The organism is Streptomyces sp. NPDC006687, from assembly GCF_040636215.1.
Taxonomy (GTDB): Bacteria; Actinomycetota; Actinomycetes; order Streptomycetales; family Streptomycetaceae; genus Streptomyces.
Genome location: NZ_JBEYJJ010000007.1, coordinates 124,749 through 150,176 on the forward strand (window position 1 = coordinate 124,749; position 25,428 = coordinate 150,176).

General features: G+C 71.7%; 21 protein-coding genes and 1 pseudogene. 13 read left to right on the forward strand and 9 right to left on the reverse strand.

Going from position 1 to position 25,428, the window contains the following annotated elements:
* Positions 1-46 precede the first annotated feature (46 nt).
* From ABZ716_RS11430 to ABZ716_RS11460, 7 genes are all read left to right on the forward strand, one after another.
* Positions 47-700 carry an SCO family protein gene (locus ABZ716_RS11430; protein WP_351877530.1) on the forward strand — a complete coding sequence of 218 codons (654 nt, stop codon included), beginning with the start codon at positions 47-49 and terminating at the stop codon, positions 698-700.
* Entirely contained in the window at positions 697-1,227 is a 531-nt protein-coding gene (locus ABZ716_RS11435; RefSeq protein ID WP_358809763.1) for a copper chaperone PCu(A)C, read from the forward strand. The genes ABZ716_RS11430 and ABZ716_RS11435 overlap by 4 nt, the downstream gene beginning before the upstream one ends.
* A gap of 22 nt (positions 1,228-1,249) precedes the next feature.
* The gene (locus ABZ716_RS11440; protein ID WP_358958278.1) at positions 1,250-3,259 is read left to right on the forward strand and encodes a copper resistance protein CopC; all 2,010 of its coding nucleotides are present in this window, start codon (positions 1,250-1,252) and stop codon (positions 3,257-3,259) included.
* Between the two features lie 5 nt (positions 3,260-3,264).
* Entirely contained in the window at positions 3,265-4,551 is a 1,287-nt protein-coding gene (efeB, locus tag ABZ716_RS11445) for an iron uptake transporter deferrochelatase/peroxidase subunit (RefSeq protein ID WP_358809761.1), read from the forward strand.
* Between the two features lie 42 nt (positions 4,552-4,593).
* Positions 4,594-5,529 carry a prephenate dehydratase gene (gene pheA / locus ABZ716_RS11450; RefSeq protein ID WP_351877538.1) on the forward strand — a complete coding sequence of 312 codons (936 nt, stop codon included), beginning with the start codon at positions 4,594-4,596 and terminating at the stop codon, positions 5,527-5,529.
* A gap of 534 nt (positions 5,530-6,063) precedes the next feature.
* The gene (gene serS / locus ABZ716_RS11455; protein WP_355971460.1) at positions 6,064-7,341 is read left to right on the forward strand and encodes a serine--tRNA ligase; all 1,278 of its coding nucleotides are present in this window, start codon (positions 6,064-6,066) and stop codon (positions 7,339-7,341) included.
* Positions 7,338-8,150, forward strand: coding sequence for an HAD family hydrolase (locus tag ABZ716_RS11460; RefSeq protein ID WP_358809760.1), 813 nt, complete (start codon positions 7,338-7,340; stop codon positions 8,148-8,150). Before serS ends, ABZ716_RS11460 begins: the two co-directional genes overlap by 4 nt.
* Before the next feature lie 114 nt (positions 8,151-8,264).
* On the opposite strand, the gene ABZ716_RS11465 is transcribed toward ABZ716_RS11460, so the two are convergent.
* The 5 genes from ABZ716_RS11465 to ABZ716_RS11485 form a co-directional block, all read right to left on the reverse strand.
* The gene (locus ABZ716_RS11465; RefSeq protein WP_358809759.1) at positions 8,265-8,918 is read right to left on the reverse strand and encodes a rhomboid-like protein; all 654 of its coding nucleotides are present in this window, start codon (positions 8,916-8,918) and stop codon (positions 8,265-8,267) included.
* Positions 8,919-9,000: 82 nt separating this feature from the next.
* A complete protein-coding gene (locus ABZ716_RS11470) occupies positions 9,001-9,720 on the reverse strand; it encodes an ABC transporter permease subunit (protein ID WP_351877546.1) in 720 nt (239 codons plus the stop codon).
* A gap of 15 nt (positions 9,721-9,735) precedes the next feature.
* Positions 9,736-10,647, reverse strand: coding sequence for an ABC transporter ATP-binding protein (locus ABZ716_RS11475; protein ID WP_358809758.1), 912 nt, complete (start codon positions 10,645-10,647; stop codon positions 9,736-9,738).
* Positions 10,644-11,531 carry an ABC transporter permease subunit gene (locus ABZ716_RS11480; RefSeq protein WP_355971457.1) on the reverse strand — a complete coding sequence of 296 codons (888 nt, stop codon included), beginning with the start codon at positions 11,529-11,531 and terminating at the stop codon, positions 10,644-10,646. Before ABZ716_RS11480 ends, ABZ716_RS11475 begins: the two co-directional genes overlap by 4 nt.
* Positions 11,521-12,516, reverse strand: coding sequence for an ABC transporter ATP-binding protein (locus ABZ716_RS11485; RefSeq protein ID WP_358958282.1), 996 nt, complete (start codon positions 12,514-12,516; stop codon positions 11,521-11,523). The genes ABZ716_RS11480 and ABZ716_RS11485 overlap by 11 nt, the downstream gene beginning before the upstream one ends.
* Before the next feature lie 225 nt (positions 12,517-12,741).
* Between ABZ716_RS11485 and ABZ716_RS11490 the strand changes: the two genes are divergently transcribed.
* The 4 genes and pseudogenes from ABZ716_RS11490 (at position 12,742) to ABZ716_RS11505 (ending at position 16,535) form a co-directional block, all read left to right on the forward strand.
* The gene (locus ABZ716_RS11490; RefSeq protein ID WP_358809755.1) at positions 12,742-13,617 is read left to right on the forward strand and encodes a M24 family metallopeptidase; all 876 of its coding nucleotides are present in this window, start codon (positions 12,742-12,744) and stop codon (positions 13,615-13,617) included.
* Positions 13,618-13,622: 5 nt separating this feature from the next.
* The gene (locus tag ABZ716_RS11495) at positions 13,623-15,398 is read left to right on the forward strand and encodes an SDR family oxidoreductase (protein ID WP_358958436.1); all 1,776 of its coding nucleotides are present in this window, start codon (positions 13,623-13,625) and stop codon (positions 15,396-15,398) included.
* 80 nt (positions 15,399-15,478) lie between these two features.
* A pseudogene (locus ABZ716_RS11500) lies at positions 15,479-15,610 on the forward strand (metal-dependent hydrolase); the annotation flags it as partial.
* A gap of 10 nt (positions 15,611-15,620) precedes the next feature.
* Positions 15,621-16,535: a MerR family transcriptional regulator gene (locus ABZ716_RS11505; RefSeq protein ID WP_358809754.1), complete on the forward strand. Its 915-nt coding sequence runs from the start codon at positions 15,621-15,623 to the stop codon at positions 16,533-16,535.
* Positions 16,536-16,650: 115 nt separating this feature from the next.
* Here ABZ716_RS11505 and ABZ716_RS11510 read toward each other — a convergent pair whose 3' ends face one another.
* Entirely contained in the window at positions 16,651-17,436 is a 786-nt protein-coding gene (locus ABZ716_RS11510; protein ID WP_358809753.1) for an MIP/aquaporin family protein, read from the reverse strand.
* Between the two features lie 128 nt (positions 17,437-17,564).
* Here ABZ716_RS11510 and ABZ716_RS11515 point away from each other — a divergent pair, with 128 nt between their 5' ends.
* A complete protein-coding gene (locus ABZ716_RS11515) occupies positions 17,565-18,104 on the forward strand; it encodes an RNA 2'-phosphotransferase (protein ID WP_358809752.1) in 540 nt (179 codons plus the stop codon).
* Positions 18,105-18,141: 37 nt separating this feature from the next.
* Here ABZ716_RS11515 and ABZ716_RS11520 read toward each other — a convergent pair whose 3' ends face one another.
* A complete protein-coding gene (locus ABZ716_RS11520) occupies positions 18,142-19,044 on the reverse strand; it encodes an LLM class flavin-dependent oxidoreductase (RefSeq protein WP_358958285.1) in 903 nt (300 codons plus the stop codon).
* A gap of 93 nt (positions 19,045-19,137) precedes the next feature.
* Here ABZ716_RS11520 and ABZ716_RS11525 point away from each other — a divergent pair, with 93 nt between their 5' ends.
* The gene (locus ABZ716_RS11525) at positions 19,138-20,019 is read left to right on the forward strand and encodes a Cof-type HAD-IIB family hydrolase (protein WP_358809750.1); all 882 of its coding nucleotides are present in this window, start codon (positions 19,138-19,140) and stop codon (positions 20,017-20,019) included.
* A gap of 76 nt (positions 20,020-20,095) precedes the next feature.
* Here ABZ716_RS11525 and ABZ716_RS11530 read toward each other — a convergent pair whose 3' ends face one another.
* Together ABZ716_RS11530 and cydD are read right to left on the reverse strand one after the other, a co-directional pair.
* Positions 20,096-21,832 (reverse strand): GAF domain-containing protein, encoded by a 1,737-nt coding sequence (locus tag ABZ716_RS11530; protein ID WP_358958288.1) that lies wholly within the window; start codon positions 21,830-21,832, stop codon positions 20,096-20,098.
* A gap of 37 nt (positions 21,833-21,869) precedes the next feature.
* A complete protein-coding gene (gene cydD / locus ABZ716_RS11535; RefSeq protein ID WP_358958290.1) occupies positions 21,870-25,409 on the reverse strand; it encodes a thiol reductant ABC exporter subunit CydD in 3,540 nt (1,179 codons plus the stop codon).
* Between the last annotated feature and the right edge of the window lie 19 nt (positions 25,410-25,428).

The following is a 25,428-nucleotide window of genomic DNA, read 5'->3' on the forward strand; positions in this document are numbered from 1 at the left end:
CCCCCTCCCAGAATCCCCACCTCCCCGATCCCAGGGACATTCCCCTATGCGCACCACACGTGTGACGGCCGCCGCCCTCGCGGTGGCGGCCGCCCTCGCCCTCACCGCCTGCGGCGGTGAGCCGGCCAAGAACAGCGGGTCGGTCACGCAGATCACCGGTGAGAAGAAGACCGGAGCCGCGACCGTCCTCGACCGCCCCTTCGACAAGCCGGAGCTCGTCCTGACGGACACCACCGGCAAGCAGTGGAACCTGCGCGAGCAGACCAAGGGCCGGCCGACGCTCATCTACTTCGGCTACACCAACTGCCCCGACGTCTGCCCGCTGACAATGAGCAACATCGCCGTCGCCAAGAAGGCGCTCCCGAAGGAGGACCAGGACAAGCTCCAGGTCGTCTTCGTCACCACGGACCCCGAGCGGGACACCCCGGAGTCCCTCGGCGCGTGGCTCCGGGCGCAGGACCCGGCCTTCACCGGCCTGACCGGCGACTTCGGCACCATCCAGGCCGCCGCCCGCTCCCTCGGTATCGGTATCGAGGCCCCCAAGAAGGAACCCGACGGCAGCATCGTCTCCATGCACGGGGCCCAGGTCATCGCGTTCTCGCCCAAGACCGACGAGGGCTATGTCCTCTACGGCGAGGGCACGACCGTCGAGGACTACACCAAGGACCTGCCGAAGCTCATCAAGGGACAGAACCCGTGAACACCCGCACCACCCGCACCCTCGCCGCCGCCCTCTCGCTGACGGCAGCGCTCGTCATATCCGGCTGCTCCTCCTCGCCGTCGTCCTCCGCCGGCGAGGACTCCACGTCGAAGGCGGGCGCCGGTGCACAGGCCGAGGAGTCGGCCAAGCCGAAGATGACCGTCACCGGGGCCTACATGCCCGAGCCGGTCAACGACAAGATGGCCGGCGCCTTCATGGTCATCAAGAATGACTCGAAGACCGCCGACAAACTGCTCGCGGTCACCAGCCCGCTCTCGGACGACCTCCAGGTCCACGAGACCAAGGACCAGAAGATGCAGCAGGTGCAGTCCATGGACGTGCCGGCGGGCGGCGCGCTGAACCTGGAGCGCGGCGGCAGCCACATCATGTTCATGGGCCTCAAGAACAAGCCGAATGTCGGCGACAAGGTCACCATCGAACTTCGTTTCGAGAAGGCCGATCCGGTCAAGGTCGAGCTGGACGTCAAGGAACGGACGTACAACCCCCAGAGCTCCACCGCCCACTGACGGACCGAGGAACTGACACGCCATGACGGCCACCGCCCCCGCTCCCTCTCCTTTCCGCGTCCGCGCCGCGGCATCGCTGCCGCGGCTGGCGCTGGTTCTCGCAGCCCTGCTGGCGGCCCTGTTCACCGCGGCCTCCCCGGCCACGGCGCACGCCGCACTCACCGCGAGCGACCCCAAGGACGGGGCGGTGGTCGCCACGGCGCCCGCCCAGGTGACCCTCTCCTTCTCGGAGGAGGTCGCCCTGGGGGACGACTCCATCCGCGTCATGGATCCGCAGGGCAAGCGCGTCGACACCGGCGAGCTGCGGAACATGTGCAGCGGATCGGTCATCCGCTACGGGACCGCCCTGCACTCGGGCCTGCCCGACGGCACCTACACCGTCGCCTGGCAGGCCGTCTCCGCCGACAGCCACCCGGTCTCCGGCGCCTTCACCTTCTCCGTGGGCGCCCCCTCGGCCACCTCCGTCGCCCTGCCTTCCCAGACGGCGGGCGGCGGTCCCGTCGGCATCGCGTACGGCATCGCCCGCTACGCCGCCTACGCCGGGTTCACCGTTCTCGTCGGCGGCTCCGCCTTCATCCTGCTCTGCTGGCGCAGGGGTTCCGCCGAGCGTCCGCTGCAGAAGCTGGTGGTGCGCGGCTGGGTCACCCTCACCGCCGCCACGCTGGCGATGCTGGTGCTCCGCACCCCGTACACCGGGTCCGGCAAGTTCGCCGACGCCTTCGACCTCGACGGGCTCAAGGCCGTCCTGGAGACCAAGACCGGCGCCTCCTTCATGTCGCGGCTGCTGCTGCTCGGTGCGGCCGCGCTGTTCATCGCCGTGCTCTTCGGTGCCTACGCCCGCCGCCAGAAGAACGCCGGCGCGCAGAGCGCCGAGGAGACGAAGGACACCAGCGACCTGGCCTTCGGCCTGGGCATCGGCGGCACCGTCGTGGCCGCCGGCATCGCCGCCACCTGGGCCCTCGCCGAGCACGCTTCCACCGGCATCCAGCCCGGCATCGCGATGCCGGTCGACATCCTGCACCTGCTGGCCGTGGCCGCCTGGCTCGGCGGTCTCGTCACCCTGCTCGTCGCCCTGCGTACGGCGGCGGACATCGAGCGAGCCGCGGTAAAGCGCTTCTCCCGGGTCGCCTTCATCAGTGTCGTGATCCTCGCCGTCACCGGCGTCTACCAGTCCTGGCGGCAGCTCGGCAGCTGGTCGGCGCTCACCGGCACCAGCTACGGCCGGCTCCTCCTGATCAAGGTCGGCCTGGTGGCCGTCCTCGTCGGGATCGCCTACCTCTCCCGTAAGTGGACCGCCCAGCTCGGTGACCTCGCGGTGGAGGACCGGGCCGCCGAGCCGGCCGCGGTGCTCGCGGGAAGCGATGTTTCACGTGAAACGGGAGACCTTGTTTCACGTGAAACAGACAGCGGTGTTTCACGTGAAACCTCGACTGAGGAGGCGCCCGCCGAACCCACCGACCCGAAGCGTGCCGCACAGCTCGCCCGGCAACGTGCGGCTCGTGAGAAGGCCCTGGAGAACCAGGTGCGCGACGCCGACCCGGGCCGCTCGGGCCTGCGCCGCTCGGTGTTCGCCGAGGCAGCGGTGGCCGTCGTCCTGCTGGCCGTCACCACCGTCCTGACGAGCACCGAGCCGGGCCGCGCCGTGGAGCAGGAGGCCGGCCGGGGTTCGGCCGCCACCGCCGTGCCCAACCGGCCGGTCAAGATCACCCTGCCGTACGACACCGGCGGCCAGAACGGGAAGGGCACCGTCCGACTGGAGCTCGACCCGGGCCGGGTGGGCGCCAACACCCTCCACCTGTGGGCGGACGGCGCCGACGGCAACCCCGTCGACCTGCCCGAGGTCAAGATCTCCTTCACCCTGGCGGCCAAGGAGATCGGCCCGCTGCCGGTGGCCCTGGACCGGGCCGCCCCCGGACACTGGTCGGCGTCCGGCGTTCAGCTCCCCCTCTCGGGCGAGTGGCGCATCGACGTGACCGTCCGCACCTCCGACATCGACCAGACGACCGTCCAGAAGAACGTCAAGATCGGCTGAACAGCGTGACCGACAGCACCACCGCGAGCCACCCCGACATCGAGATCTCCCGGCGCCGGCTGCTGGGCACGGTCGGCGCCGCAGGCGCCGTCGGGCTCGCACTCGGCGCCACCGGGGGCGCCCTCGTGCACTCGGCGGTCACCGACTCGCCGCCCGGCGCGCCCGGCGCCGCCGGGTCCCTCTCCTCCCTCGGTGCCACCGCCGTCGCCTTCGAAGGGGAGCGTCAGGCGGGCATCACCACCCCGCTCCAGGCCAAGGGCCACGTCCTCGCCTTCGACCTGGCCCCGGGCGCCGGGCGCACGGAGGCGGCCGCGCTGCTGCGCCGCTGGTCCGACACCGCACGGCGGCTCATGGCGGGGGAGACCGCCCCGACGGCGGACAGCGGCATCGCCCTCGACGCGGGGCCGTCCTCCCTCACCGTCACGTTCGGCTTCGGGCACTCCTTCTTCGAGCGCACCGGCCTCACCGCCCGCCGTCCCGCCGCCCTCGACCCGCTGCCCGACTTCTCCTCGGACCGGCTCGATCCCCAGCGCAGCAACGGTGACCTGTGGGTGCAGATCGGTGCGAACGACGGCCTCGTCGCCTTCCACGCCCTGCGCGCCCTCCAGAAGGACGCCGGGGAGGCCGCCCGGGTCCGCTGGCAGATGAACGGCTTCAACCGCTCCCCCGGGGCCACCGCCTCCCCGATGACCGCGCGCAACCTCATGGGCCAGATCGACGGCACCGGGAACCCCAAGACCTCGGACCCCGATTTCGACAAGCGGATCTTCGTCCCCGCCACCGGCCCCGGACCCGCGGACCACGCCTGGATGGGCGGAGGCTCGTACGCGGTGGTCCGCCGGATCCGAATGCTGCTGGACGACTGGGACAAGCAGTCCCTGGCCCAGCAGGAGCAGGTCATCGGCCGGACCAAGTCCAACGGTGCACCGCTGACCGGTGGCGTCGAGACCACCCCGCTCGCCCTGGACAAGCTCGGCCCTGACGGAAAGCCGGTGATCCCGTCCAACGCGCACGCGCGGATCTCGGCGCCCGCGCAGAACGGCGGCGCCGCCATGCTCCGGCGGCCGTTCTCCTTCCACGACGGAATCGCCCCCGACGGCGCCCCCGACGCGGGCCTGCTCTTCATCTGCTGGCAGGCCGATCCCCTGCGCGGGTTCGTCCCGGTCCAGCGCAAGCTCGACCGCGGTGACGCGCTTTCGGCGTTCATCCGGCACGAGTCGAGCGGCCTGTACGCCGTCCCGCCCGGCCCGCGTGCCGGGGAGTACGTCGGTCAGCGGCTGCTCGAAGGGTGAACAGCCCCACGGCGGCGGGCTGGGCGGCATTAGGCTGATCGCATGTCGGCCACGCGCTTCACCTATCTCGGTCCCGAGGGCACGTTCACCGAAGCCGCCCTGCGCACCCTGCCGGAAGCCGCCACCCGGGAGCTCGTCCCGATGGTGTCGGTCCCGGCCGCCCTGGACGCCGTGCGCAACGGAGAGGCCGCGGCCGCGCTGGTGCCGATCGAGAACTCGGTGGAGGGCGGGGTCACCGCCACCCTCGACGAGCTGGCCTCCGGCGAGCCCCTGATGATCTACCGCGAGGTGCTGCTGCCCATCGCGTTCGCGCTTCTGGTGCGGCCGGGGACCAAACTGTCGGACATCAAGACCGTCACGGGGCACCCGGTCGCCCAGCCACAGGTGCGCAACTGGCTCCGGACGCACCTGCCCGAAGCCGTGTGGGAGTCGGCCGCCTCCAACGCGGACGGGGCCCGGCTGGTCCAGGAGGGCCGGTTCGACGCCGCCTTCGCCGGTGAGTTCGCCGCCGCCACGTACGGGCTGGAGGCGCTGGTCACCGAGATCCACGACGCGCAGAACGCCGAGACACGGTTCGTACTGGTCGGCCGGCCCGCCCGGCCGGCCGCGCCCACCGGCGCCGACAAGACCTCGGTGGTGCTGTGGCTCGGTGACGACCACCCGGGCGCCCTGCTGGAGCTGCTCCAGGAGTTCGCCGTCCGGGGCGTGAACCTGATGCTGATCCAGTCCCGGCCGACCGGCGAGGGGATCGGCAACTACTGCTTCGCCGTGGACGCCGAGGGGCACATCTCCGACCGCCGGGTGAGCGAGGCCCTGATGGGGCTGCGCCGCACCTGCCCCCAGGTCCGGTTCCTCGGCTCGTACCCGCGCGCGGGTGTCGCTCTGAGTGAGGTGCGCCCGGCTCGGCCCGGCACCTCCGATGGCGATTTCACCGAGGCGTCCGACTGGCTCGCCCGCTGCCTCGACGGCCGGGCGTAGTCCGTCCCCGCCCCTCTGCTCGTCCACAGAGTTATCCACAGGCCGAAGAGGAGACCTGGGGACAAGTCGACAAGGCAGCACGACAAGGTCGACAAATCGGTCGGGCGACTCAGGTTTCACGCAGGGGAGCTGCAGGTGAACGACGTCACCCCCGTATCACCGATCAACTCTTTGGGGCGAGCCATTCCCACCCGAATGAGTGTGTGAGGGGGGTTTGAACCTCGAACCGCTTCCCTCTCTCCCGGTTCCCTATTGATCTCATTCGATGTCCACAGATCGGGCGCACAGCCTGTGGATAAGCGGGCTCGCAGTGGAATTCCTGTGGACAAGACGGGCCCCTCGGCGCCGCTCAGGCCCCGCCCGCTCCCTGCACTGTGTCCCTTATCAGGGAATCGGGCCGGTTTTATCGACCGACCGAGGAGACCTCTTTCAGCCACCGAGTCAAGGGATATGCATTCCCCTCAATCGGGACATACTGACACGCAGCGTGATATCGGTGTGATCCCAGGAAGCCCCGACCGGTAGCCTTGAGGGGTGATTGACCTTCGGCTGCTCCGTGAAGACCCTGACCGTGTCCGCGCCTCGCAGCGCGCCCGTGGAGAGGACGTCGCCCTCGTCGACGCACTGCTCTCCGCCGACGAGCGCCGCAGGTCCTCCGGCATGCGCTTCGACGAACTGCGCAATGAGCAGAAGTCCCTCGGCAAGCTCATCCCCAAGGCCACTCCCGAGGAGCGGGCCCAGCTGCTGGCCAAGGCCGAGCAGCTCAAGGCCGACGTCAAGGCGGCAGAGGCGGAGCAGAACGAGGCGGACGAGGCTGCCAAGCAGCTCCTGCTCAAGCTCGGCAACATCGTCCACGAGGACGTCCCCGTCGGCGGCGAGGAGGACTTCACCATCCTCGAGACGCACGGCACCATCCGCGACTTCGGTGCGGAGGGCTTCGAGCCCAAGGACCACCTGGAGCTCGGCGAGGCGCTGGGCGCCATCGACGTCGAGCGCGGCGCCAAGGTGTCCGGCTCGCGCTTCTACTACCTGACGGGCGTCGGCGCCCTGCTGGAGCTGGCCCTCGTCAACGCGGCGATCGCGCAGGCCACCGAGGCCGGCTTCATCCCGATGCTGACTCCTGCGCTGGTCCGCCCGCGCGCCATGGAGGGCACCGGCTTCCTCGGCCAGGCCGCGGAGAACGTGTACCACCTGGAGAAGGACGACTTCTATCTCGTCGGCACCTCCGAGGTACCGCTCGCCGCGTACCACATGGACGAGATCATCGACGCCGACAAGCTGCCCCTGCGGTACGCCGGCTTCTCGCCGTGCTTCCGCCGCGAGGCCGGTACGTACGGCAAGGACACCCGCGGCATCTTCCGCGTCCACCAGTTCGACAAGGTCGAGATGTTCTCGTACGTCGCGCCGGAGGAGGCCGAGGCCGAGCACAAGCGGCTCCTTGAGTGGGAGAAGCAGTGGCTGACCAGCCTGGAGCTGCCGTTCCAGGTCATCGACGTCGCCACCGGCGACCTGGGCGCCTCCGCCTCCCGCAAGTTCGACTGCGAGGCGTGGATCCCCACCCAGGGCAAGTACCGCGAGCTGACCTCCGCCTCCAACTGCGACGGCTTCCAGGCCCGCCGTCTGCAGATCCGCTACCGCGAGGACAAGAAGACCGCTCCGCTGTCCACGCTGAACGGCACCCTCTGCGCCGTCCCGCGCACCATCGTCGCCATCCTGGAGAACCACCAGCAGGCCGACGGCTCCGTGCGGGTCCCCCCGGTGCTCCGCCCGTACCTGGGCGGTCGCGAGGTGCTGGAGCCGATCGCCAAGTGAGCCCGGCTCCGTTCCCGTACAAGCTCGTCGCGACGGACCTCGACGGCACGCTCCTGCGTGACGACGACACCGTCTCGGAGCGCACGCGTGAGGCGCTCGCCGCGGTCACCGCGGCGGGCGCGGCGCACATCATCGTCACGGGCCGGGCCGTGCCCTGGACCCGTGGCGTGCTCGACGACCTCGGCTACCAGGGGATCGCCGTGTGCGGACAGGGCGCTCAGGTCTACGACGCGGGAACGCACCGGCTGCTGACCTCCGTGACGCTGGACCGGCAGCTGGCCGGTCTGGCGCTGTCGAAGCTGGAGGCCGAGGTGGGTCCGCTGGCGCTGGCCGCCAGCCGGGACGGGGTGGACGGAGAGGTCCTGTTCGGCCCCGGCTACCAGGTGCAGGAGGGCCTTCCGGCGCTCTACCTGGAGGACACCGCGGCCGTCTGGACGGCTCCGCTCAACAAGCTGTACATCCAGCACCCGGGAATGGGCGAGGACGAGCTGGTCCGGGTGGCCCGGGAGATCGTCGGCAGCCTGGTCGACATCGTCATGGCCGGTCCCGGGATAGTGGAGATCCTGCCGCTCGGGCTGAGCAAGGCCACGGGCCTCTCGCTGGCCGCCCGGCGGCTGAAGGTGAAGGCGGCCGAGACGATCGCCTTCGGCGACATGCCCAACGACATCCCCATGTTCGGCTGGGCCGCTCACGGTGTCGCGATGGCCAACGCCCACGCCGATCTGAAGGCCGTGGCCGACGAGGTGACCACCTCCAACCAGGAGGACGGTATCGCGGTGGTCCTGGAGCGCCTGCTGGGCGCCGCCTGAGGTCCGGAACAGCCCGCGCCGCGAGGCGCGCTCGAAGTGGCTGTTCCGGACCGTTGCGGTGCTCCCCGCATCTCCCACTGTGCCTACGGCGCCTGCCCCTTACCAGCGAATTTCTCATGTTTCACGTGAAACATGGGCTCCGTGCGGATCCGGGTGGAGGGTCAGCGGCCAGGCCAGCAGTCCGACGGCCAGGGAGATGGCGTGGCCGAGATCGGTGAAGCTGCCGCCGGTGAACAGGGGGATCCCGAAGAAGGCCACGGCTCCGGCCAGGTACAGCCATCTCCACGGGTGGGGAAGCCGGTAGGTCAGCACGCCGACCGATGCCGCGAGTCCGTAGCTGACGCCGATGTCCACGACGTGCGTCATGCTGTGCGGCGCGCGGTGGTCCTGGATGGCCATGAGGAGGACCTTCTGGCTGGCGAGGGTGGCGACGACATGGGCCGTCGCGACGATCACGAGCCAGCGCAGGGTGCCGAGCCAGCGTTCGACGGTGGCGTGGAAGAGCTCGAAGAGCAGGGTGTACAAGGCCAGCGAGGCCGGGTTCTCGATCCAGAAGGCGCTGCTCAGCAGGGCCCGGAGAGGGTATTTGACCAGCTGGTGGATGTTGCTGCTGTTGCGGTGGAGCAGAACATGGTCGAGCCGCTCCGGGGCGATCGCCACGATGACGCTGGTCACGGCCACGATCAGCAGCCATATGTGCGTGCCGGGCGAGGAGCGTATCCAGGCCCGCAGGGGCCTGGACGGCTCGGGTCCGGTGTGCTCGATCATGCCCCGATGATGCCCCGTACGGCCGTGCCCCGCCTGACCGGTGGGCCGGGCGGGGCACGGGTTCGCGGCCGGTGGCGGCGGGCTACTCCTCGCCGGCCAGGGTGAGCCGGCGCAGCTTCTGGCCGGCGTACACGGTGGCTCCGACGGTGACCGCGAGGAGCAGGAGCACGGCGGTGGGCAGACCGACGCTGGAGTCGACGTATCCCTGTCCGGCGACCTTCTCGGCCAGGGCCAGGGCCCACTGCTGGACGCTGAGGGTCTTGGCCCCGGAGACCAGGCTGCCGAAGAGGGACTCCCAGATCAGCGCGTAGACCAGGCCGAAGACCACCGCGTGCCGGCTGACGGTGCCCAGCAGCAGGAACAGCGCGCTGTAGGCGATGGAGGCGACGAGCGCGGCGACGGTGTAGGCGACGGCGATCTGCTGGCCGTTTCCGTTGAGGATGAAGCCCGCGATCAGGGTGGGGATGGCCGAGAAGGCCATCGTGACCGCGATCGCGACGATCAGCTTCGTCATGATGATCGTCGGACGCTTCACCGGCTTGGAGAGCAGGTAGACGATCGACCCGTCGTCGATCTCGGGCCCGATGGCGCCGGTGCCGGCGATGACGCCGATCAGCGGGACCATCGTGCCGAGGGCGAAGCCGCCGAGCAGGTCCGCGGCGACCTTGTCGTCCACCCCGGTGAACAGGCGGACGGCGACGGAGATGACGATCAGCAGGGCGGGCAGCACGAAGAGGATGGCCGCGCGGCGTCGGCCGAGGAGGGCCCGGTAGGTGAGCCGGGCGACGGTGGGGTTGTACATGGGTGCCAGCTCCTTTCAGGCCGTGACGAGGTAGGAGAAGACCGACTCGAGGGACTCGTCCGAGGGAGAGACCGTCAGCAGCCGGATGCCGTGCGCGCGGGCGACCCGCGGCAGCAGCTCGGTGAAGCGCCCGAAGTCGACGGCCTGGATGCGCAGGGCGCCTTCCTTGAGGTCGACCTCGATGCCGGCGGTGGAGGGGTCGGCGATCAGCGCCGCGGCGAGGGCGCGGTCGTCGGAGGAGCGGACCAGGTAGCGGTGCGGGCGGTCCGTCATCAGGCGGCGGATCTTGCGGAAGTCGCCGGACGCGGCGTGCCGGCCCGCGACGACCACCTCGATGTGGGAAGCCAGCTGCTCGACCTCCTCCAGGATGTGGGAGGAGAACAGGACGGTCCGGCCTTCGTCGCCCATCCGCCGCAGCAGGTCCATGAGCTGCATGCGCTGTCGCGGGTCCATGCCGTTGAAGGGCTCGTCGAGCAGCAGCACCGACGGATCGTGGACGAGTGCGGAGGCCATCTTGACGCGCTGGCGCATGCCCTTGGAGTAGGTGGAGATCTTGCGGTCCTGGGCGTACTCCATCTCGACGGTGCCCAGCGCCCGCTGCGCCGCCGCCTCGTCGAGCCCGTGCAGTTCGGCGTTGGCGACGACGAACTCCCGGCCGGTGAGGAAGTCGTACATGGCCTCCCGCTCGGGCACCACGCCGATCTGCCGGTAGACCGCCTCGTTGCGCCAGATCGGCGCTCCGTCGAGGGTGACGGTGCCGGTGGAGGGGGCGAGGAAGCCGCCCATCATGTTGATGAGGGTGGACTTGCCGGCGCCGTTGGGGCCGAGCAGGCCGGTGACACCGGGGCCGATGCGCATGGTCACGTCGTTGACGGCGACGACGTTCCCGAACCAGCGGGAGGTGTGGTCGATGTCGATGATGGTCACAGCCCGGCCTTCCGGTAGCGGGCCATCAGGGCGGCGTAGGAGCCGGCGATGAGGCCGAGGATGACGAGCAGGTAGACGAAGCCGGCACCGGCCGAGGGGCCCTCGCCGCCGGGGAAGGCGGAGGTCGCCCCGAGGAACGCGGTCTGCACGCCGTCGATCAGGGTGATCGGCGAGAAGAGGCCCAGCCACTCGATGACGTCGGTGTGGCCGGTCCCGTAGGCGACCGCCTGCACGGTGGAGACGGCCCCGTAGGGGATGAGCAGCATGGCGATGACCGCGGCCACGCCGAATCCGCGACGCGGGGTGAGCGCGGCCATGACCAGCCCGAGGCCCGCGAAGAGCAGCGACAGCAGAAGTACCGACACCAGTGCCTGCCCGAATCCCTTGGTCTGGTGACCGAAGTCGAACTTCGCCAGCAGCGAGCCGATCCACATGATCAGCAGCGGGGTGGCGGTGAGGATGAAGAGGGCCGAGGCCATCGCGGCGTACTTGGCCAGGACGTAGTCGACCCGCTCGATGGGCCGGGAGAAGTACAGCGGCACCGTCTTGAAGCGCAGGTCCCGCGAGACCGACTGGGGCGCCTGGGAGGCGAGGTAGAGGCCGATGATGACCTGGGTGGTCAGGGCGTACGTCGTGTACTTGATCGGCAGGTCGGTGGAGCCGGGCACCGCGATGGCCACCGCGACGATGATCAGCGCGGGAACGCACATCACCGCGAAGAGGATCATGGGCAGGACCTTGGACTTGGCGGAGCGGCCCAGCCCGTACGCGCCGCGCAGCGACTGCGAGAACAGCGAGGTGCGGGCGTAGGAGCGGCCGAGCCGGGGGCCGTCGTAGGACCGGTAGCCGATGTTGTGGATCTGGGTCGAGGTCTCAGGCGCCATCGGTACCGGCTCCCTTCTGCTGGATCTGGATCCGCTGCGCGGACTGGTCGCTCTGGCGGAAGACCTCGGCGATGTGGTGGCGGCGCTGTTCCATGCGGACCAGACCGATGCCGAGGTCGGCGACGGTGTCGCGGACGGTGTCGTACGTGCCCTCGCCCGTCGCCTCCACGAGGAGGATGTGGCCGGCTCCGGGCAGGCCCTGTTCCTCGGCCGCGTGGAGGGTGAGGCCGGTCGCGGTGAGCGCCGCGCGCAGGGCGGCCGTGCCGTCCGGGTGGGTGTCGGAGTCGGTGACCTCCACCGCCAGGGTGGTCGTCGTCTGGGTGAAGTCGCTGGTGGAGCTGGAGCGCAGCAGCTTGCCGCCGTCGATGACCACCACGTGGTCGCAGGTCCGCTCCAGTTCTCCGAGGAGGTGGGAGGTGACCAGGACGGAGATGCCGAAGTCGGTGTGGACACGGCGGATCAGGCCGAGCATCTCGTCGCGGCCGACCGGGTCGAGGCCGTTGGTGGGCTCGTCGAGGAGGACCAGCTGCGGGTCGTGGACGAGCGCCTGGGCCAGCTTGACGCGCTGCTTCATGCCGGTGGAGTAGCCGCCGATGGGGCGGTAGCGCTCCTCGTACAGCCCGACGTGGCGCAGCGTGTCGGCGGTCCGCTCGCGGGCGGCCGTCGGCGGGAGGCCGGACATGCGCGCCATGTGGACGACGAACTCGGTGGCCGAGACGTCAGGTGGCAGGGCGTCGTGTTCGGGCATGTAGCCGACGCGTTCACGGATGGCGCTGCCGTGCGTGGCGACGTCCAGTCCGAGGACGGCGGCGCGCCCCTCGGTGGCGGGGGACAGCCCGAGCAGGATCTTGATCAGCGTGGACTTGCCGGCTCCGTTGGCGCCCACGAGTCCGGTCACTCCGGGCCCGATGTCCAGGGAGAGCCGGTCGAGGGCGGTCACTCGGGGATACCGCTTGCTCAGGCTTTCGGTCGCGATGACAGTCACGGCTCCGACGTTAGTGCCGGGGCCCGGGCGGATCGTCAGACCTGGAGCGGGATCCCGTCTCCGCCTTGAGGACTACGGACCCTGACGGAAGTCTGACACCGGTCCGGGTGGGACGCGCGGTTGTCCACAGGCCCGTGCACGGCTCTTGACGCGATCTCCGGTCATTGTCACATTCATCAGTGGCAACTTGACGGCGCGCACGGCTGACAGGGACGGACGGCTGGCATGGCTGGGAACACGGACACCAGGGAACGCACCGCGCACGGCTCCGTGCGGCTCACCGCCGAGCTGCGCGGCTTCAGAGAGGTCCAGCGTCTCGCCTACGCGTGCGCGGAGACGGTCGCGGCGCAGCTGCGACCGGGGGTGACGGAGCGCGAGGCGGCGCGGATGCAGCGGGAGTGGCTGCGCGAGCGCGGGGTGCGGGACTGGTTCCACCTGCCCTTCGCCTGGTTCGGGGACCGTACCGCCTTCGCGGGCTTCAAGGTGCCTCTGCAGTTCTTTCCGACGGGCCGGAAGCTGGAGCCGGGGATGCCCTTCATCCTCGACATGGCCCCCGTCTACCGGGGTTACGCGGCCGACATCGGCTATTCCGGCAGCCTCGGCCTGAATCCGGTGCAGGACCGGCTGATGTCCGACCTGCGGCCGCACCGCGCGCTGATCCTCGAGCAGGTGCGTGAGCGCCGCCCGCTGCGTGAGATCTACGAGAACGTGGAGCGGCTGATGACCCGCCAGGGGTACGCCAACCGGCACCGCGCCTACCCCTTCGGGGTCATCGCGCACAAGATAGACCGGGTCGAGGAGCGCCGCTGGTCCCCTACCGTGTTCGGGTTCGGCGCCCAGTCCCTCAAGGGGCTGGCCTCCGACGCCCTGCACGGCCACCGCGAGGGGTGGTCCCCGCTGTGGAGCCCGTACCACTTCTCCGACCACCCGCCGCAGCCCGGTCTGTGGGCGGTGGAGCCGCATCTCGGCTTCCGGGGCACGGGGGCGAAGTTCGAGGAGATCCTGGTCGTCACGGACTCCCGGGACCCCGAGGAGAGCGCGTTCTGGCTGGACGACGACCTGCCGCACGTGCGGCGCTGGAACGAGGAGAAGGCGGCATGAGCGCGATGAGCGGTACGGCACTGGCGGGCGCGCGCGAGCGCCGGGTGAGCACGGGCGGGATCGAGCTGTGTGTCGTCGAGCTCGGTGAGCCGGACCGGCCCACCGTGCTGCTGGTACACGGCTACCCCGACAGCAAGGAGGTCTGGTCGGAGGTCGCCGTGCGGCTCGCGGCCCGGTTCCATGTGGTGCTGTACGACGTACGCGGCCACGGCCGGTCCTCGGCTCCGGTGCCGCTGCGCGGCGGCTTCACCCTGGAGAAGCTGACCGACGACTTCCTGGCCGTGGCGGATGCCGTCAGCCCGGACCGGCCCGTGCACCTGGTGGGCCACGACTGGGGTTCCGTCCAGGGCTGGGAGTTCGCGACGGTCGCCCGGACCGAGGGGCGTATCGCCTCCTTCACCTCCATGTCCGGCCCCTCGCTCGACCACTTCGGACACTGGATCAAGAAGCGGATGACGCGGCCCACCCCGCGCCGCGCCGCCCAGCTCCTGAACCAGGGCGCGAAGTCCTGGTACGTGGGCATGCTCCACACGCCGGTGCTGCCGGAGCTCGCCTGGCGCGGCCCGCTCGGCAAGCGCTGGCCGAAGATCCTCGCCCGGCTGGAGGGGGTCCCGGCCGGCGCCGGCTATCCGACGGCTTCGCTGGCCTCGGACGCGGCACACGGCGCCTGGCTCTACCGGGACAACGTCCGGCCGCGGCTGCGCCGCCCGCGCGCCGACGCGTACGCGCACGTACCGGTGCAGCTGATCACACCGACCGGGGACGCCTTCCTCTCCGAGCGGCTCTATGACGACCTGGAGCGGTGGGCTCCGGACCTGGTGCGGCGCACCCTGCCCGCGAAGCACTGGATCCCCAGGACCCGTCCCGACCAGGTGGCGGCCTGGATCAGCGAGTTCGTGACGTCCCGGGAGGAGCCCACGGCGAAGGCTCCGGAGCGCAAGGCGCCGGGGAAGCACGCCGACCGGTTCGCGGGGCAGCTGGTGCTCGTCACCGGCGCCGCCAGCGGCATCGGGCGGGCCACCGCATTCGCCTTCGCCGAGGCCGGGGCGCGGGTGGTGGCCGTGGACCGGGACGGCGAGGGGGCGGTCCGCACCGCCGAGATGGCCCGGCTCGTCGGCGCCGCCGACGCCTGGGGGGAGTGTGTCGACGTCAGCGACGAGCAGGCGATGGAGAAGCTCGCGGCGAAGGTCGCCGCCGAGTACGGGATCGTCGACGTCCTGGTCAACAACGCCGGAATCGGCCTGTCGGGGTCTTTCCTGGACACGGCCTCGGAGGACTGGAAGAAGGTCCTCGACGTGAACCTGTGGGGGGTCATCCACGGCTGCCGGATCTTCGGGAAGCAGATGGCCGAGCGCGGCCAGGGCGGACACATCGTCAACACCGCCTCCGCGGCCGCCTACCTCCCCTCGCGGACCCTGCCCGCCTACAGCACCTCCAAGGCGGCGGTGCTGATGCTGAGCGAGTGCCTCCGCGCGGAGCTCGCGTCGAAATCAATCGGGGTATCGGCGATATGCCCGGGCATCGTGAACACCAACATCACCGCCACCTCCCGGTTCGCGGGGGTGGACGCGGCCGAGGAGAAGCGCCGGCAGGCGCGGTCCTCGCGGCTGTACGGGCTGCGCAACTTCCCGCCGGAGAAGGTCGCCGACGCGATCCTGCTGGCGGTGGTGAAGAACCGGGCGGTGGTGCCGGTGACCCCCGAGTCCAAGGGCGCCCTGTGGATGTCCCGGTTCATGCCGCACACGCTGCGCCGGATCGCGAGGCTGGAGCCGCGGCTGTGACCCCGGCCGGTGCGGGCCGGACCGGCCCGCGTCCGGGCGGCAGGGTCGCGGCTTCGCCGCGCAGCGGGCCCGGCACGGACATACCCCGCTGCATCCGGCGGTCGTACCATCCCTCGCAGGAGGTCTCGCTGCTCACGGCGGTCGAGTACCTGGCGGCGCCTCCTGCCGCCCGGACCGCGGCGGGCGCGGTCGGCCGAGCCGCCATGTCGTAGGGAGCCGGGATTGTCCGATCAGGCGCAAGCCGAGTACCGGATCGAGGATCTGGCCCACCACAGCGGGGCGACCGTGCGCACGATCCGGGCGTACCAGGACCGCGGCCTGCTGCCGAAGCCGGAGCGGCGGGGCCGGTCCAACGTGTACCGGGACACGCATCTGGCGCGGCTGCGCCAGATCGCGGACCTGCTGGACCGCGGCTACACCCTGGCCTCCATCAAGGAGCTGCTGGAGGCGTGGGACGCGGGGCGGGGGCTGGGCGGGGTGCTCGGCCTGGTCGCGGAGGTGCACGGACCGTGGACCGACGAGGAGGCCGCCCGGATCAGCCGGGAGGACCTCGACGCGCGCTTCGGCGGCCTGCCCGACGACGGCGCGGTGGACGACGCCTGCGAGCTCGGGGTGCTCGAGCGCATCCCGGGCCGTCCGGACGAGTTCCTGGTGCCCTCCCCGCAGGAGCTGGCGGTCGCGGCCGAGTTGTACACGGCCGGGGTGCCCCTGGCGGCCATCACCGGTCATCTGCGGGAGCTGCGCGGGCAGGTGGAGCACATCGCCTCGCGCTTCCTGGAGTTCACCACCGAGCACGTCTTCGCCCGCTACCTCGGGCAGGTGCCGCCCACGGACTCGGACGCGGCGGAGGCGGCGACGATGGTGCGCCGGCTGCGGCCCCTGGCACAGCAGACCGTCGACGCCGAGCTGGCGCGCGCGATGCGGCTGTTCGCCACCCGGCATCTGCAGCGCCACCTGGGCTCCCCGGGTGCGGTCCAGCCGACGGGCCCCGCACCGGTGGCGCTGCCCGCGGAGACGGTACGGGCGGTGCAGGAGCTGGTGGGCGCCGAGCACGTGGCGGAGTTCGTCCGGGCCGCGACGGAACGCGAGCTTCAGGCCCGGACGATGAACGAGCTGGCCAGCAGGGGCGGCCGGTAATGCTCGCTCGGTAGTCCACAGGCGGTCCCCAGGGCGAAACGCTCAGACGGCGGCGAAACCTGCCGAACCGGCTGTGGACAACTCCGGGTTTTCTGTGGGCAACAGGGCCGACAGGTCAGACGGCCGCCTCGAACCCCGTGCCGGGGCGGGTCAAATCGGCCACCGGGCCCTGCGACTCGGCCGGGCCGGGCACCGGCTGCTCCGGCCTGACCCGGGTGCGCTCGCGCCCGTAGAGGAAGGTGGCCAGGACGAGGCCGACGACGCCGCCGGCCAGCTGAGCGGCCACGAACCCGGGGAGCGACTGCGGGGCGATCCCGGTGAAGGAGTCGCTGAAGGCCCGGCCGATCGTGCCGGCGGGGTTGGCGAAGGAGCCGGACGAGGTGAACCAGATCGCGGCGGCGATGTACGCGGCGACCGCGGCCGGGACGAGCCTTCCGCGGCCGATGCGGCCGAGGCCCTGGATGACCAGGACCAGGCCGGCGGTGGCGACGACCTCACCGATCAGGAGGTGGCCGTCGTCGCGGACCTGGGTGGAGAACGTTCCGGGGACACGGCCGAACATCGTCTCGGCCAGCACGGCGCCGCCGATGGCCCCGGCGGTCTGCGCGGCGGTGTAGGCGAGCGCTTCCCGAGCGTCGAGCCCCTCGCCGCCGGCGCGGCGGGACCACCAGGCGGTGAGGGTCACGACGGGGTTGAGGTGGGCGCCCGACAGCGGCCCGAAGAGAGTGATGATCAGTCCGAGGCCGATAGCGGACGCGAGTGAGTTGGCGACGAGGGCGACACCGGTGTCGCGGCTGAGGGTCGCGGCCTGGATGCCGGACCCGATCACCACCACGAGGAGACCCGCGGTGCCGATGAGCTCGGCAGCCGTGCGCCGCAGCAGCGAAGCCTTGACCGTCATGGTTTCTCCCTCTGAGTCGTCTTCTAACGGAAAATGTATTCCGTATCTTGGAATGACGACAGGGGACGTCTGCTGTCCGAGCGGGAAAACAGCTGTCGGAGTTCCGGCCCACGCGCCACGCTGGGCCTATGGACGACAAACGCAGCGTGAAGGTGTCCAAATACGTCTCGAAACACCTCCGGCACCGACCGGAGCGCATAGGACTGGTGCTCGACCCGCAGGGCTGGGTGGAGATCGACGACCTGCTCCGCGCCGCGGCGACGCACGCGTTCCCCTTCAGCCGGGCAGAACTGGACCACGTGGTCGCCACCAACGACAAGCAGCGGTTCACCGTCGAGGGAACCCGTATCAGGGCCAGCCAGGGCCACACCGTGGCGGTGGACCTGGGCCTGCCGGAAGCCGAGCCGCCCGCGTACCTCTACCACGGCACGGTCGCCGCGGCCCTCGGAGCCATCCGCGCCGAGGGCCTGCGCCCCATGGGCCGCCACCATGTGCACCTCTCGCCCGATCGCGAGACGGCGACCCGTGTAGGCGCCCGCCGTGGCCGCCCGGTGGTCCTCGCCGTGGACGCCGGGGCGATGCGCGCGGCCGGCCACGTCTTCCTGCTCAGCGCCAACGGGGTATGGCTGACGGACACCGTTCCGCCGGAGTTCTTGCGCTCGCGATAGCGGCCCGGGCAACCCGGCGGGGCGGCCGGGGCGGTGGTCAGGCGCCGAGCTGGGCGAGGGCCTCCGTGGCGATGCGCTCGAAGACGGCCTCGTCGGCCGCGAAGTCGGAGTCCGGGATCGGGGCGTGGATGACCAGCTCGGTGAAGCCCAGCTCGCGGTGGCGGCCGGCGAAGTCGACGAAGGCGTCCACGGACTCCAGCATGGTGCTGCGCTCCGGAGTGAACCCGGTCAGCAGGACCCGCTCGATGGAGCCGGAGTCCCGCCCGGCCTCGGCCAGGGCCTTCTCCAGCTTGCCGACCTGTCCGCGCAGAGCCTCCAGGGACTGCTCGGGCGTGCCCTCGAAGACCTTCGGGTCCCCGGCCGTCACCCATGCCTGGCCGTGCTTCGCCGCGAGCTTCACACCCCGCGGGCCGGTCGCGGCAACGGCGAACGGCAGGCGCGGACGCTGCACGCACCCGGGGATGTTCCGGGCCTCCACCGCAGAATAGAAGGTGCCTTGGTGGGTCACCGCGCTCTCGGTGAGCAGCCGGTCCAGCAGCGGGACGAACTCGGCGAAGCGGTCCGCGCGCTCCCGCGGACTCCACTCCTCCTGCCCCAGCGCGGTCGCGTCGAAGCCGTTGCCGCCCGCGCCGATCCCGAGGGTGATCCGCCCGCCGGAGATGTCGTCCAGGGACATCAGGTCCTTGGCGAGGGTCACCGGGTGCCGGAAGTTGGGGGAGGTGACCAGCGTGCCCAGGCGGAGCCGGCTGGTGACGGCCGCCGCGGCGGTCAGAGTGGGCACCGCGCCGAACCAGGGCCCGTCGCGGAAGGTCCGCCAGGTCAGGTGGTCATAGGTGTAGGCGGTGTGGAACCCGAGGCGCTCGGCCCGCTCCCACTGGTCGCGGCCGCCGTCGTGCCACGGACGGACCGGCAGGATCACGGTGCTCAAGCGAAGAGTCATGCGCCCGAGCGTACGGTGTGAGCCATGCAGACGCTGTGAGCCACGTTTCACGTGAAACATCTCCTTACGATCATGGTGAACGGGCGGGAACCCATGGGCGAAGATGGAGCGGTGACCTCGGCTCCCCAGCGCCCCGAAGGGCCCTTCCCCGTACCCCGGCTCATCGCCACCGATCTCGATGGCACCCTGCTGCGCGACGATAAATCCGTCTCGCTGCGCACGGTCGCCGCCCTCGCCGCCGCCGAGGAGGCCGGGATCGAGGTCTTCTTCGTCACCGGCCGCCCCGCCCGCTGGATGGACGTGGTCAGCGATCACGTCCACGGCCACGGCCTGGCGATCTGCGCAAACGGTGCCGCCGTCGTCGACCTGCATGCCGGACGCCAGTTCGTCCAGGTGAGGGCGCTGCCCCGGGCCACCGCGCTCACGGTCGTCGAAACCCTGCGCCAGGCCGTCCCCGGCACCTCCTTCGCGGTCGAGACCACCGACGGCATCAACTACGAACCGGCCTACCCGCCCTTCTTCCAGGACCCGGGGGCCACCGTCGCCACCGCCGAGAAGCTGCTGCGCGCGGAGACCGACGGCAGCCACGCGCCGGTGCTGAAGCTGCTCGCGCACCACGGCGAACTGGCCCCGGACGAGTTCCTCGCCCTGGCCCGGTCGGCCGCCGGGGGCTACGCCTCGATCACCCGCTCCAGCCCGACCGCCCTGCTGGAGATCAGCGAGCTCGGCGTGTCCAAGGCCAGCACGCTGGAGCTGTGCTGCGCCGAGCGCGGTATCTCCCCTGCCGAGGTCGTCGCCTTCGGCGACATGCCGAACGATGTCGAGATGCTCCGCTGGGCCGGGACCTCGTACGCCATGGGCAACGCCCACCCCGACGTGATCGCGGCCGCCTCCGGCCGTACCGTCGACAACAACGAGGACGGGGTCGCCGTCATCATCGAGCGCATCCTCACCGAGCGCGGCACGCCCGCCTGACCGCCGTCGCACCGAACGGGCGCCCCTGACGGGCGCCCCTGACGGGCGCCCGTGACGGCCCGCCCGAAGGGACCGTCTAGAGCGGGGCCTCCCACACCAGGGCGGTCCCGCCGCCGTCCTTCCCGATGCCGGGTCCGTACCAGCTGGAGCCGCCCAGGGACTCGGCCCGGCGCCGCAGGTTCCGCAGACCGCTGCGCCGACCGCCCTCCGGGATGCCCACGCCGTCGTCGGCGACCTCCAGCCGTACTCCTGGCCGTCCGTCGGCCAGGCTGACCGTGGAGTCGACCACCACCTCGATCCGGGACGCGTCCGCGTGCCGGAAGGCATTCGACAGGGCCTCCCGCAGGGCGGCGATCAGGTTCTTGCCGACCAGTTCGCCCACGGCCACGTCGACCGGCCCGACGAACCGGTGCGCGGGCTTGAAGCCCAGCGGTACGGCCGCCATGTTGATCTCCCGCAGGACCCGGGTCCGCAGCCCGGACGGGACCTCCGCCGGGCCCTGCTGGAGCGCGAAGATCGCGGTGCGGATCTCCTGGATCGTCACGTCCAGTTCGTCCACGGCCTTTCCCACCCCGTCGCGTACCTCCGGGACGATGGAACGGCGCTGCGCTCCCTCCAGCATCATCCCGGTGGCGAACAGCCGCTGGATGACCAGGTCATGCAGATCACGGGCGATCCGGTCGCGGTCCTCCAGCACCGCGAGCCGCTCCCGGTCGCGCTGGGCCTCGGCCATCATCAGCGCCAGGGCGGCCTGTGAGGCGAACTGCGTGGCCAGGGTCCGCTCGGCCTCGGTGAAGGGCCTCCCGCCTCGGGCCCGGGGGGTGACGAGCGCGCCCAGCACCCGTCCGCCACTGTGCAGCGGCAGCATCATGCAGGGCCCGTACTGGCTCGTGAGCCTGCTGATCGTACGGGGATCCGCCGAGACGTCCTCCACGAACACCGGCTCGCCCCGGAGGAGTCTGACCACCACCGGGCTCTCGGCGGGGACCACCACACCGAGCGAGGTGGCCGGATCGTCGGCGCAGACGGCGACGATCTCCATCCCGCCCTCCTGCGCCGGCAGCATCACGATCCCGGCCGCCGAGCCGGACAGGTGGCGGGCCTGCTCGGCCACCACGGCGAGGGCGTCGTCCGCGTCCCCGCCCGACAGCAGGGCCGTGGTGACGGCCACCGAACCGTCGATCCAGCGTTCCCGCTGGGTGGCGGCCTCGTACAGCCGGGCGTTGCCGATGGCGATACCCGCCTCCGTGGCCAGCACACGGACCATGTGGACGTCGTAGTCGCTGAACTCTCCGCCGCCGTTCTTCTCGGCCAGGTAGAGGTTGCCGAAGATCTCCCCCTGCACCCTGATGGGAACGCCGAGGAAGGTCTTCATGGGCGGATGGTGCGGCGGGAAGCCCGCCGAGCGCGGATCCTTCGTCAGATCGGCGAGCCGCACGGTGTCGGAGTGGGAGATCAGCGCGCCGAGCAGGCCCCGTCTGCCGTCCGGCCGGTGGCCGATCCGCTCCGCCTGTTCCGAGCCGAGCCCGTAGGTCACGAAGTCCGAGAGCCCGGGGCCGTCCGTGTCGACGACGCCGATCGCCGCGTAGCGGGCGTCCGCGAGCTCGGCGGCCGTCTCGCAGATGCGGTCGAGCGTGGAGTGCAGTTCGAGACCGGTCCCGACGGAACGCATGGCCTCCAGCAGTTGCGGCACCCGGGCGGTCAGCTCGGTGGAGAGCCCCTGCAGGCTGTGGGTGGCCCGGGGGGCGGCCTCCATCGGATCCTGTGCTTCCCGGGCGGGCTCCGGCGTTTCCTGGGACTCCTCCACTGACATGCTCTCGAGCCTAGTTAGTCCCGTTTAGGAGGGAAAGTCAGCTCGTGGAGCCGGCCAGAACCGCACCTGCCCGCTGTTCCCGCTCCAGCAGGCTCCGCAGCGGGCCGTCCACGCCCGCCAGTTCCGCGTACGCGCCCCGCTGCACGACCGTGCCCCGGTCCAGCACGAGGACCTCGTCGACCGCTTCCAGCCCGGCCAGCCGGTGGGTGATCAGCACGGTGGCCCGGCCTTCGGTCGCCGTCAGGAGGTCCGCCGTCAGGGCGTCGGCGGTCGCCAGGTCCAGGTGTTCGGCCGGCTCGTCCAGGACGAGGACGGGGAAGTCCGCGAGCAGAGCCCGGGCCAGGGCCAGCCGCTGCCGCTGGCCGCCCGAGATCCGCTGCCCGTGCTCACCGACGAGGGTGTCGAGCCCGTCCGGGAGCCCGTCGGCCCACTCCAGCAGCCGGGCCGCGGCGAGCGCCTCCCGCAACTGTTCCTCGTTCGCGTCCGGCCGGGCGAGCCGCAGGTTCTCGCGCACCGAGCTGTCGAAGATGTGGGCGTCCTGGGCGCACAGGCCCACCAAGCGGCGGACGCCGTCGCCGTCGAGCGTGCGCACGTCCTTCCCGCCCAGGGTGTAGCCGCCCTCCCGAGGGTCGAGGAACCGCAGCAGGACCTGCGCCAGGGTGGTCTTGCCGGAACCCGATGGCCCGACGACAGCGATGCGCCGGCCGGCCTCCAGGGTCAGGTCCAGTCCGTCGAGGGCATTCCGCTCCTGGCCGCCGTGGCGGGCCGCGAGGCCCGTGAGCCGCAGCGGGAACGGCGAAGCGGGCAGCTCCCGCGGCTCGGGCGGCTCGGCGACGGGCACGGGTGCGTCGATGACCTCGTACACCCGCTCGGCGCTGCGGCGCACCCGCTGTCGGTACTGGACCGCCAGCGGGAGCCCGGCGACCGCCTCGAACGCGGCGAGCGGGGTCAGTACCACCACCGCCATGGCCACTCCGGCCATCCGGCCGTCCGCGACGGCCCCCGCGCCGGCGAAGGCGGCGCCCACCACGGTGAGCCCGCACACCAGGGCGGACAGCCCTCCGCCCAGTCCGGCTGCCGCGGCCCCGCGCGCGGCGATCCGGGTGAGCACCCGGTCGGCTTCCCGCGCCCGGGCCTTGCGGTCGGCGAGGGCGCCCGTGACGGTGAGTTCCGCGGTACCCGTGAGCAGGTCGGCCACCCGGGTGGCGAGCTCGCCCCGGGCGGGCGCGAGCCGGCGCTCCGCGCTCCGCGCGCAGGCCCCGCTGACCAGGGGGACGCCGACACCCGCCGCGAGCAGTCCCACTGCGAGTGCAGCGCCCGCCCCGGGCAGCATCCAGGCCGTGAACACCACCGATCCGGTGCCGACGAGCACCGCGGTGCCCACCGGAAGCAGCCAGCGCAGCCAGTAGTCCTGGAGGGCGTCGGCGTCGGCCACCAGCCGGGACAGGAGGTCTCCACGCCGCTGGTCGCGCAGTCCGGCGGGCGCGATCCGTTCCAGCCGCCGGTACACGGCGACCCGCAGGCCGGCGAGCATGCGCAGTACGGCGTCATGCGACACCAGACGCTCGGCGTAGCGGAACACGGCCCGGCCGAGGCCGAAGGTGCGGGTCGCGGTGACCGCCACCATCAGGTACAGCACCGGTGGCTGCTGCGACGCCCGGGAGATCAGCCACCCGGACACGGCCATCAGCCCCACGCTGCACCCCACGGCCAGCGCCCCCAGCAGCAGACCCAGCCGGAACCGGCCCTGCCAGGGCGCGGCCACGGCCCGCACGCGGCGCAGCGGGTCGGCGCCGCCCGCATCCGCACCGTCGCCGCCGGTCCGCTGCCGGCCCGAGCCGAGGATCCACTCCCCGGGGTCGGACATCCCCGCACCGGTGCGCGACGCACCGCCGGCCGGGGGGACCGCGGCGGGGTTGCGCACCGCCGCGTCCTCCACGCCCTCGCCCACCGCAACCACCCGGTCGGCCACCGCCAGCAGCGCCGGCCGGTGCACCACGAGGAGCACCGTCCGCCCGGCCACGAGACGCCGCACCGCCTCCACGACCGCGGCCTCGGTCTCCCCGTCCAGGGCCGCCGTCGGCTCGTCCAGCAGCAGCACCGGCCGGTCCGCGAGGAACGCCCGGGCCAGGGCCAGCCGCTGGCGCTGCCCGGCGGACAGGCCGGTGCCGCCCTCGCCGAGCGGGGTCCGCACCCCGAGCGGCAGGGCGGAGACGAACTCCCAGGCGCCGGCGTCCCGCAGGGCCGTCTCCAGTGCGCCGTCATCCGCACCGGGCCGGGCCAGACGGACGTTCTCGGCGATGGTTCCGGCGAACAGGTGCGGCCGCTGCGGCACCCAGGCGATCTGCTCCCGCCACTGTTCGAGGGAGAGGCCGGCCAGGTCCCTGCCGCCGACCCGGACCCGCCCGGACGTCGGCGTGACGAACCCGAGCAGCACGTTCAGCAGGGTGGACTTGCCCGCCCCGCTGGGGCCGGTGAGGGCCACGCACTCGCCCGGCCCCACGACCAGGGAGACCGGCCCGGGGGAGGCGGCACCCCGCCCCTGGTGCCGGACCTCGACCGCGTCGAGCTCGATGACCGGTCCGCCGGCCGGCACGGGCGCCCCGGCCCCGGGTCCGGGGGCCGGGGTCTCCAGGACCGCGAAGATCTCCTCCGCGGCGGCCAGCCCCTCGGCGGCCGCGTGGTACTGGGCTCCGACCTGGCGCAGCGGGAGATATGCCTCGGGCGCCAGGATCAGGATGACCAGGCCGGTGTACAGGTCCAGCTCGCCGCGGACGAGCCGCATGCCGATGGTCACCGCGACGAGCGCCACCGACAGGGTGGCGAGCAGTTCGAGGGCGAAGGAGGACAGGAAGGCGATGCGCAGGGTGCGCAGGGTGGCCTGGCGGTAGTCGTCGGTGATCTTGCGGATGGACTCGGCCTGGGCCTTGGCGCGCCCGAAGACCTTCAGGGTCGGAAGCCCCGCCACCACGTCGAGGAAGTGCCCCGAGAGCCGGGACAGCAGCCGCCACTGGCGGTCCATCCGGCTCTGGGTGGCCATCCCGATGAGGATCATGAACAGCGGGATCAGCGGCAGGGTGACGACGATGATGGCCGCCGACACCCAGTCCTCGGTGACGATCCGGGCGAGGACCGCTCCCGGGACCACCACTGCGAGCCCCAGCTGGGGCAGGTAACGGGAGAAGTAGTCGTCGAGCGCGTCCACGCCCCGGGTGGCCAGCGACACCAGCGAGCCGGTCCGCTGACCGCCGAGCCAGCCGGGCCCCAGGTCGGCGGCCTGGTCCAGCAGCCGGCCGCGCAGCTCCGACTTGACCGCCGCGCCGGCCCGGTGTGCGGCCAGCTCGGTCAGCCAGGCGACCAGCCCGCGTCCGAGCGCCACTGCCGCGAGCAGCAGCAGCGGCGTCCGGAGCGCCCCCGCGTCAAGGCCGCGCTCGAACGCTCCGACCACGATCCCGGCGATGATCATCGCCTGCCCGACGACCAGTCCCGCACCGGCGAGCCCGAGGGCCACCGCCGCCCCCAGGAAGAGGCGCGTGGAACGGGCGTACCGGAGCAGGCGCGGGTCGATCGGTTTCACGTGAAACATCCCCTCGGCA

Bases quoted from the DNA above. Each gene is read 5' to 3' on its own strand.
- ABZ716_RS11430 (WP_351877530.1), top strand. From the start codon at position 47: ATGCGCACCACACGTGTGACGGCCGCCGCCCTCGCGGTGGCGGCCGCC.
- ABZ716_RS11440 (WP_358958278.1), top strand. From the start codon at position 1,250: ATGACGGCCACCGCCCCCGCTCCCTCTCCTTTCCGCGTCCGCGCCGCG.
- pheA (WP_351877538.1), top strand. From the start codon at position 4,594: ATGTCGGCCACGCGCTTCACCTATCTCGGTCCCGAGGGCACGTTCACC.
- ABZ716_RS11465 (WP_358809759.1), bottom strand. From the start codon at position 8,918: ATGATCGAGCACACCGGACCCGAGCCGTCCAGGCCCCTGCGGGCCTGG.
- ABZ716_RS11470 (WP_351877546.1), bottom strand. From the start codon at position 9,720: ATGTACAACCCCACCGTCGCCCGGCTCACCTACCGGGCCCTCCTCGGC.
- ABZ716_RS11480 (WP_355971457.1), bottom strand. From the start codon at position 11,531: ATGGCGCCTGAGACCTCGACCCAGATCCACAACATCGGCTACCGGTCC.
- ABZ716_RS11490 (WP_358809755.1), top strand. From the start codon at position 12,742: ATGGCTGGGAACACGGACACCAGGGAACGCACCGCGCACGGCTCCGTG.
- ABZ716_RS11495 (WP_358958436.1), top strand. From the start codon at position 13,623: ATGAGCGGTACGGCACTGGCGGGCGCGCGCGAGCGCCGGGTGAGCACG.
- ABZ716_RS11510 (WP_358809753.1), bottom strand. From the start codon at position 17,436: ATGACGGTCAAGGCTTCGCTGCTGCGGCGCACGGCTGCCGAGCTCATC.
- ABZ716_RS11515 (WP_358809752.1), top strand. From the start codon at position 17,565: ATGGACGACAAACGCAGCGTGAAGGTGTCCAAATACGTCTCGAAACAC.
- ABZ716_RS11520 (WP_358958285.1), bottom strand. From the start codon at position 19,044: ATGACTCTTCGCTTGAGCACCGTGATCCTGCCGGTCCGTCCGTGGCAC.
- ABZ716_RS11525 (WP_358809750.1), top strand. From the start codon at position 19,138: ATGGGCGAAGATGGAGCGGTGACCTCGGCTCCCCAGCGCCCCGAAGGG.
- ABZ716_RS11530 (WP_358958288.1), bottom strand. From the start codon at position 21,832: ATGTCAGTGGAGGAGTCCCAGGAAACGCCGGAGCCCGCCCGGGAAGCA.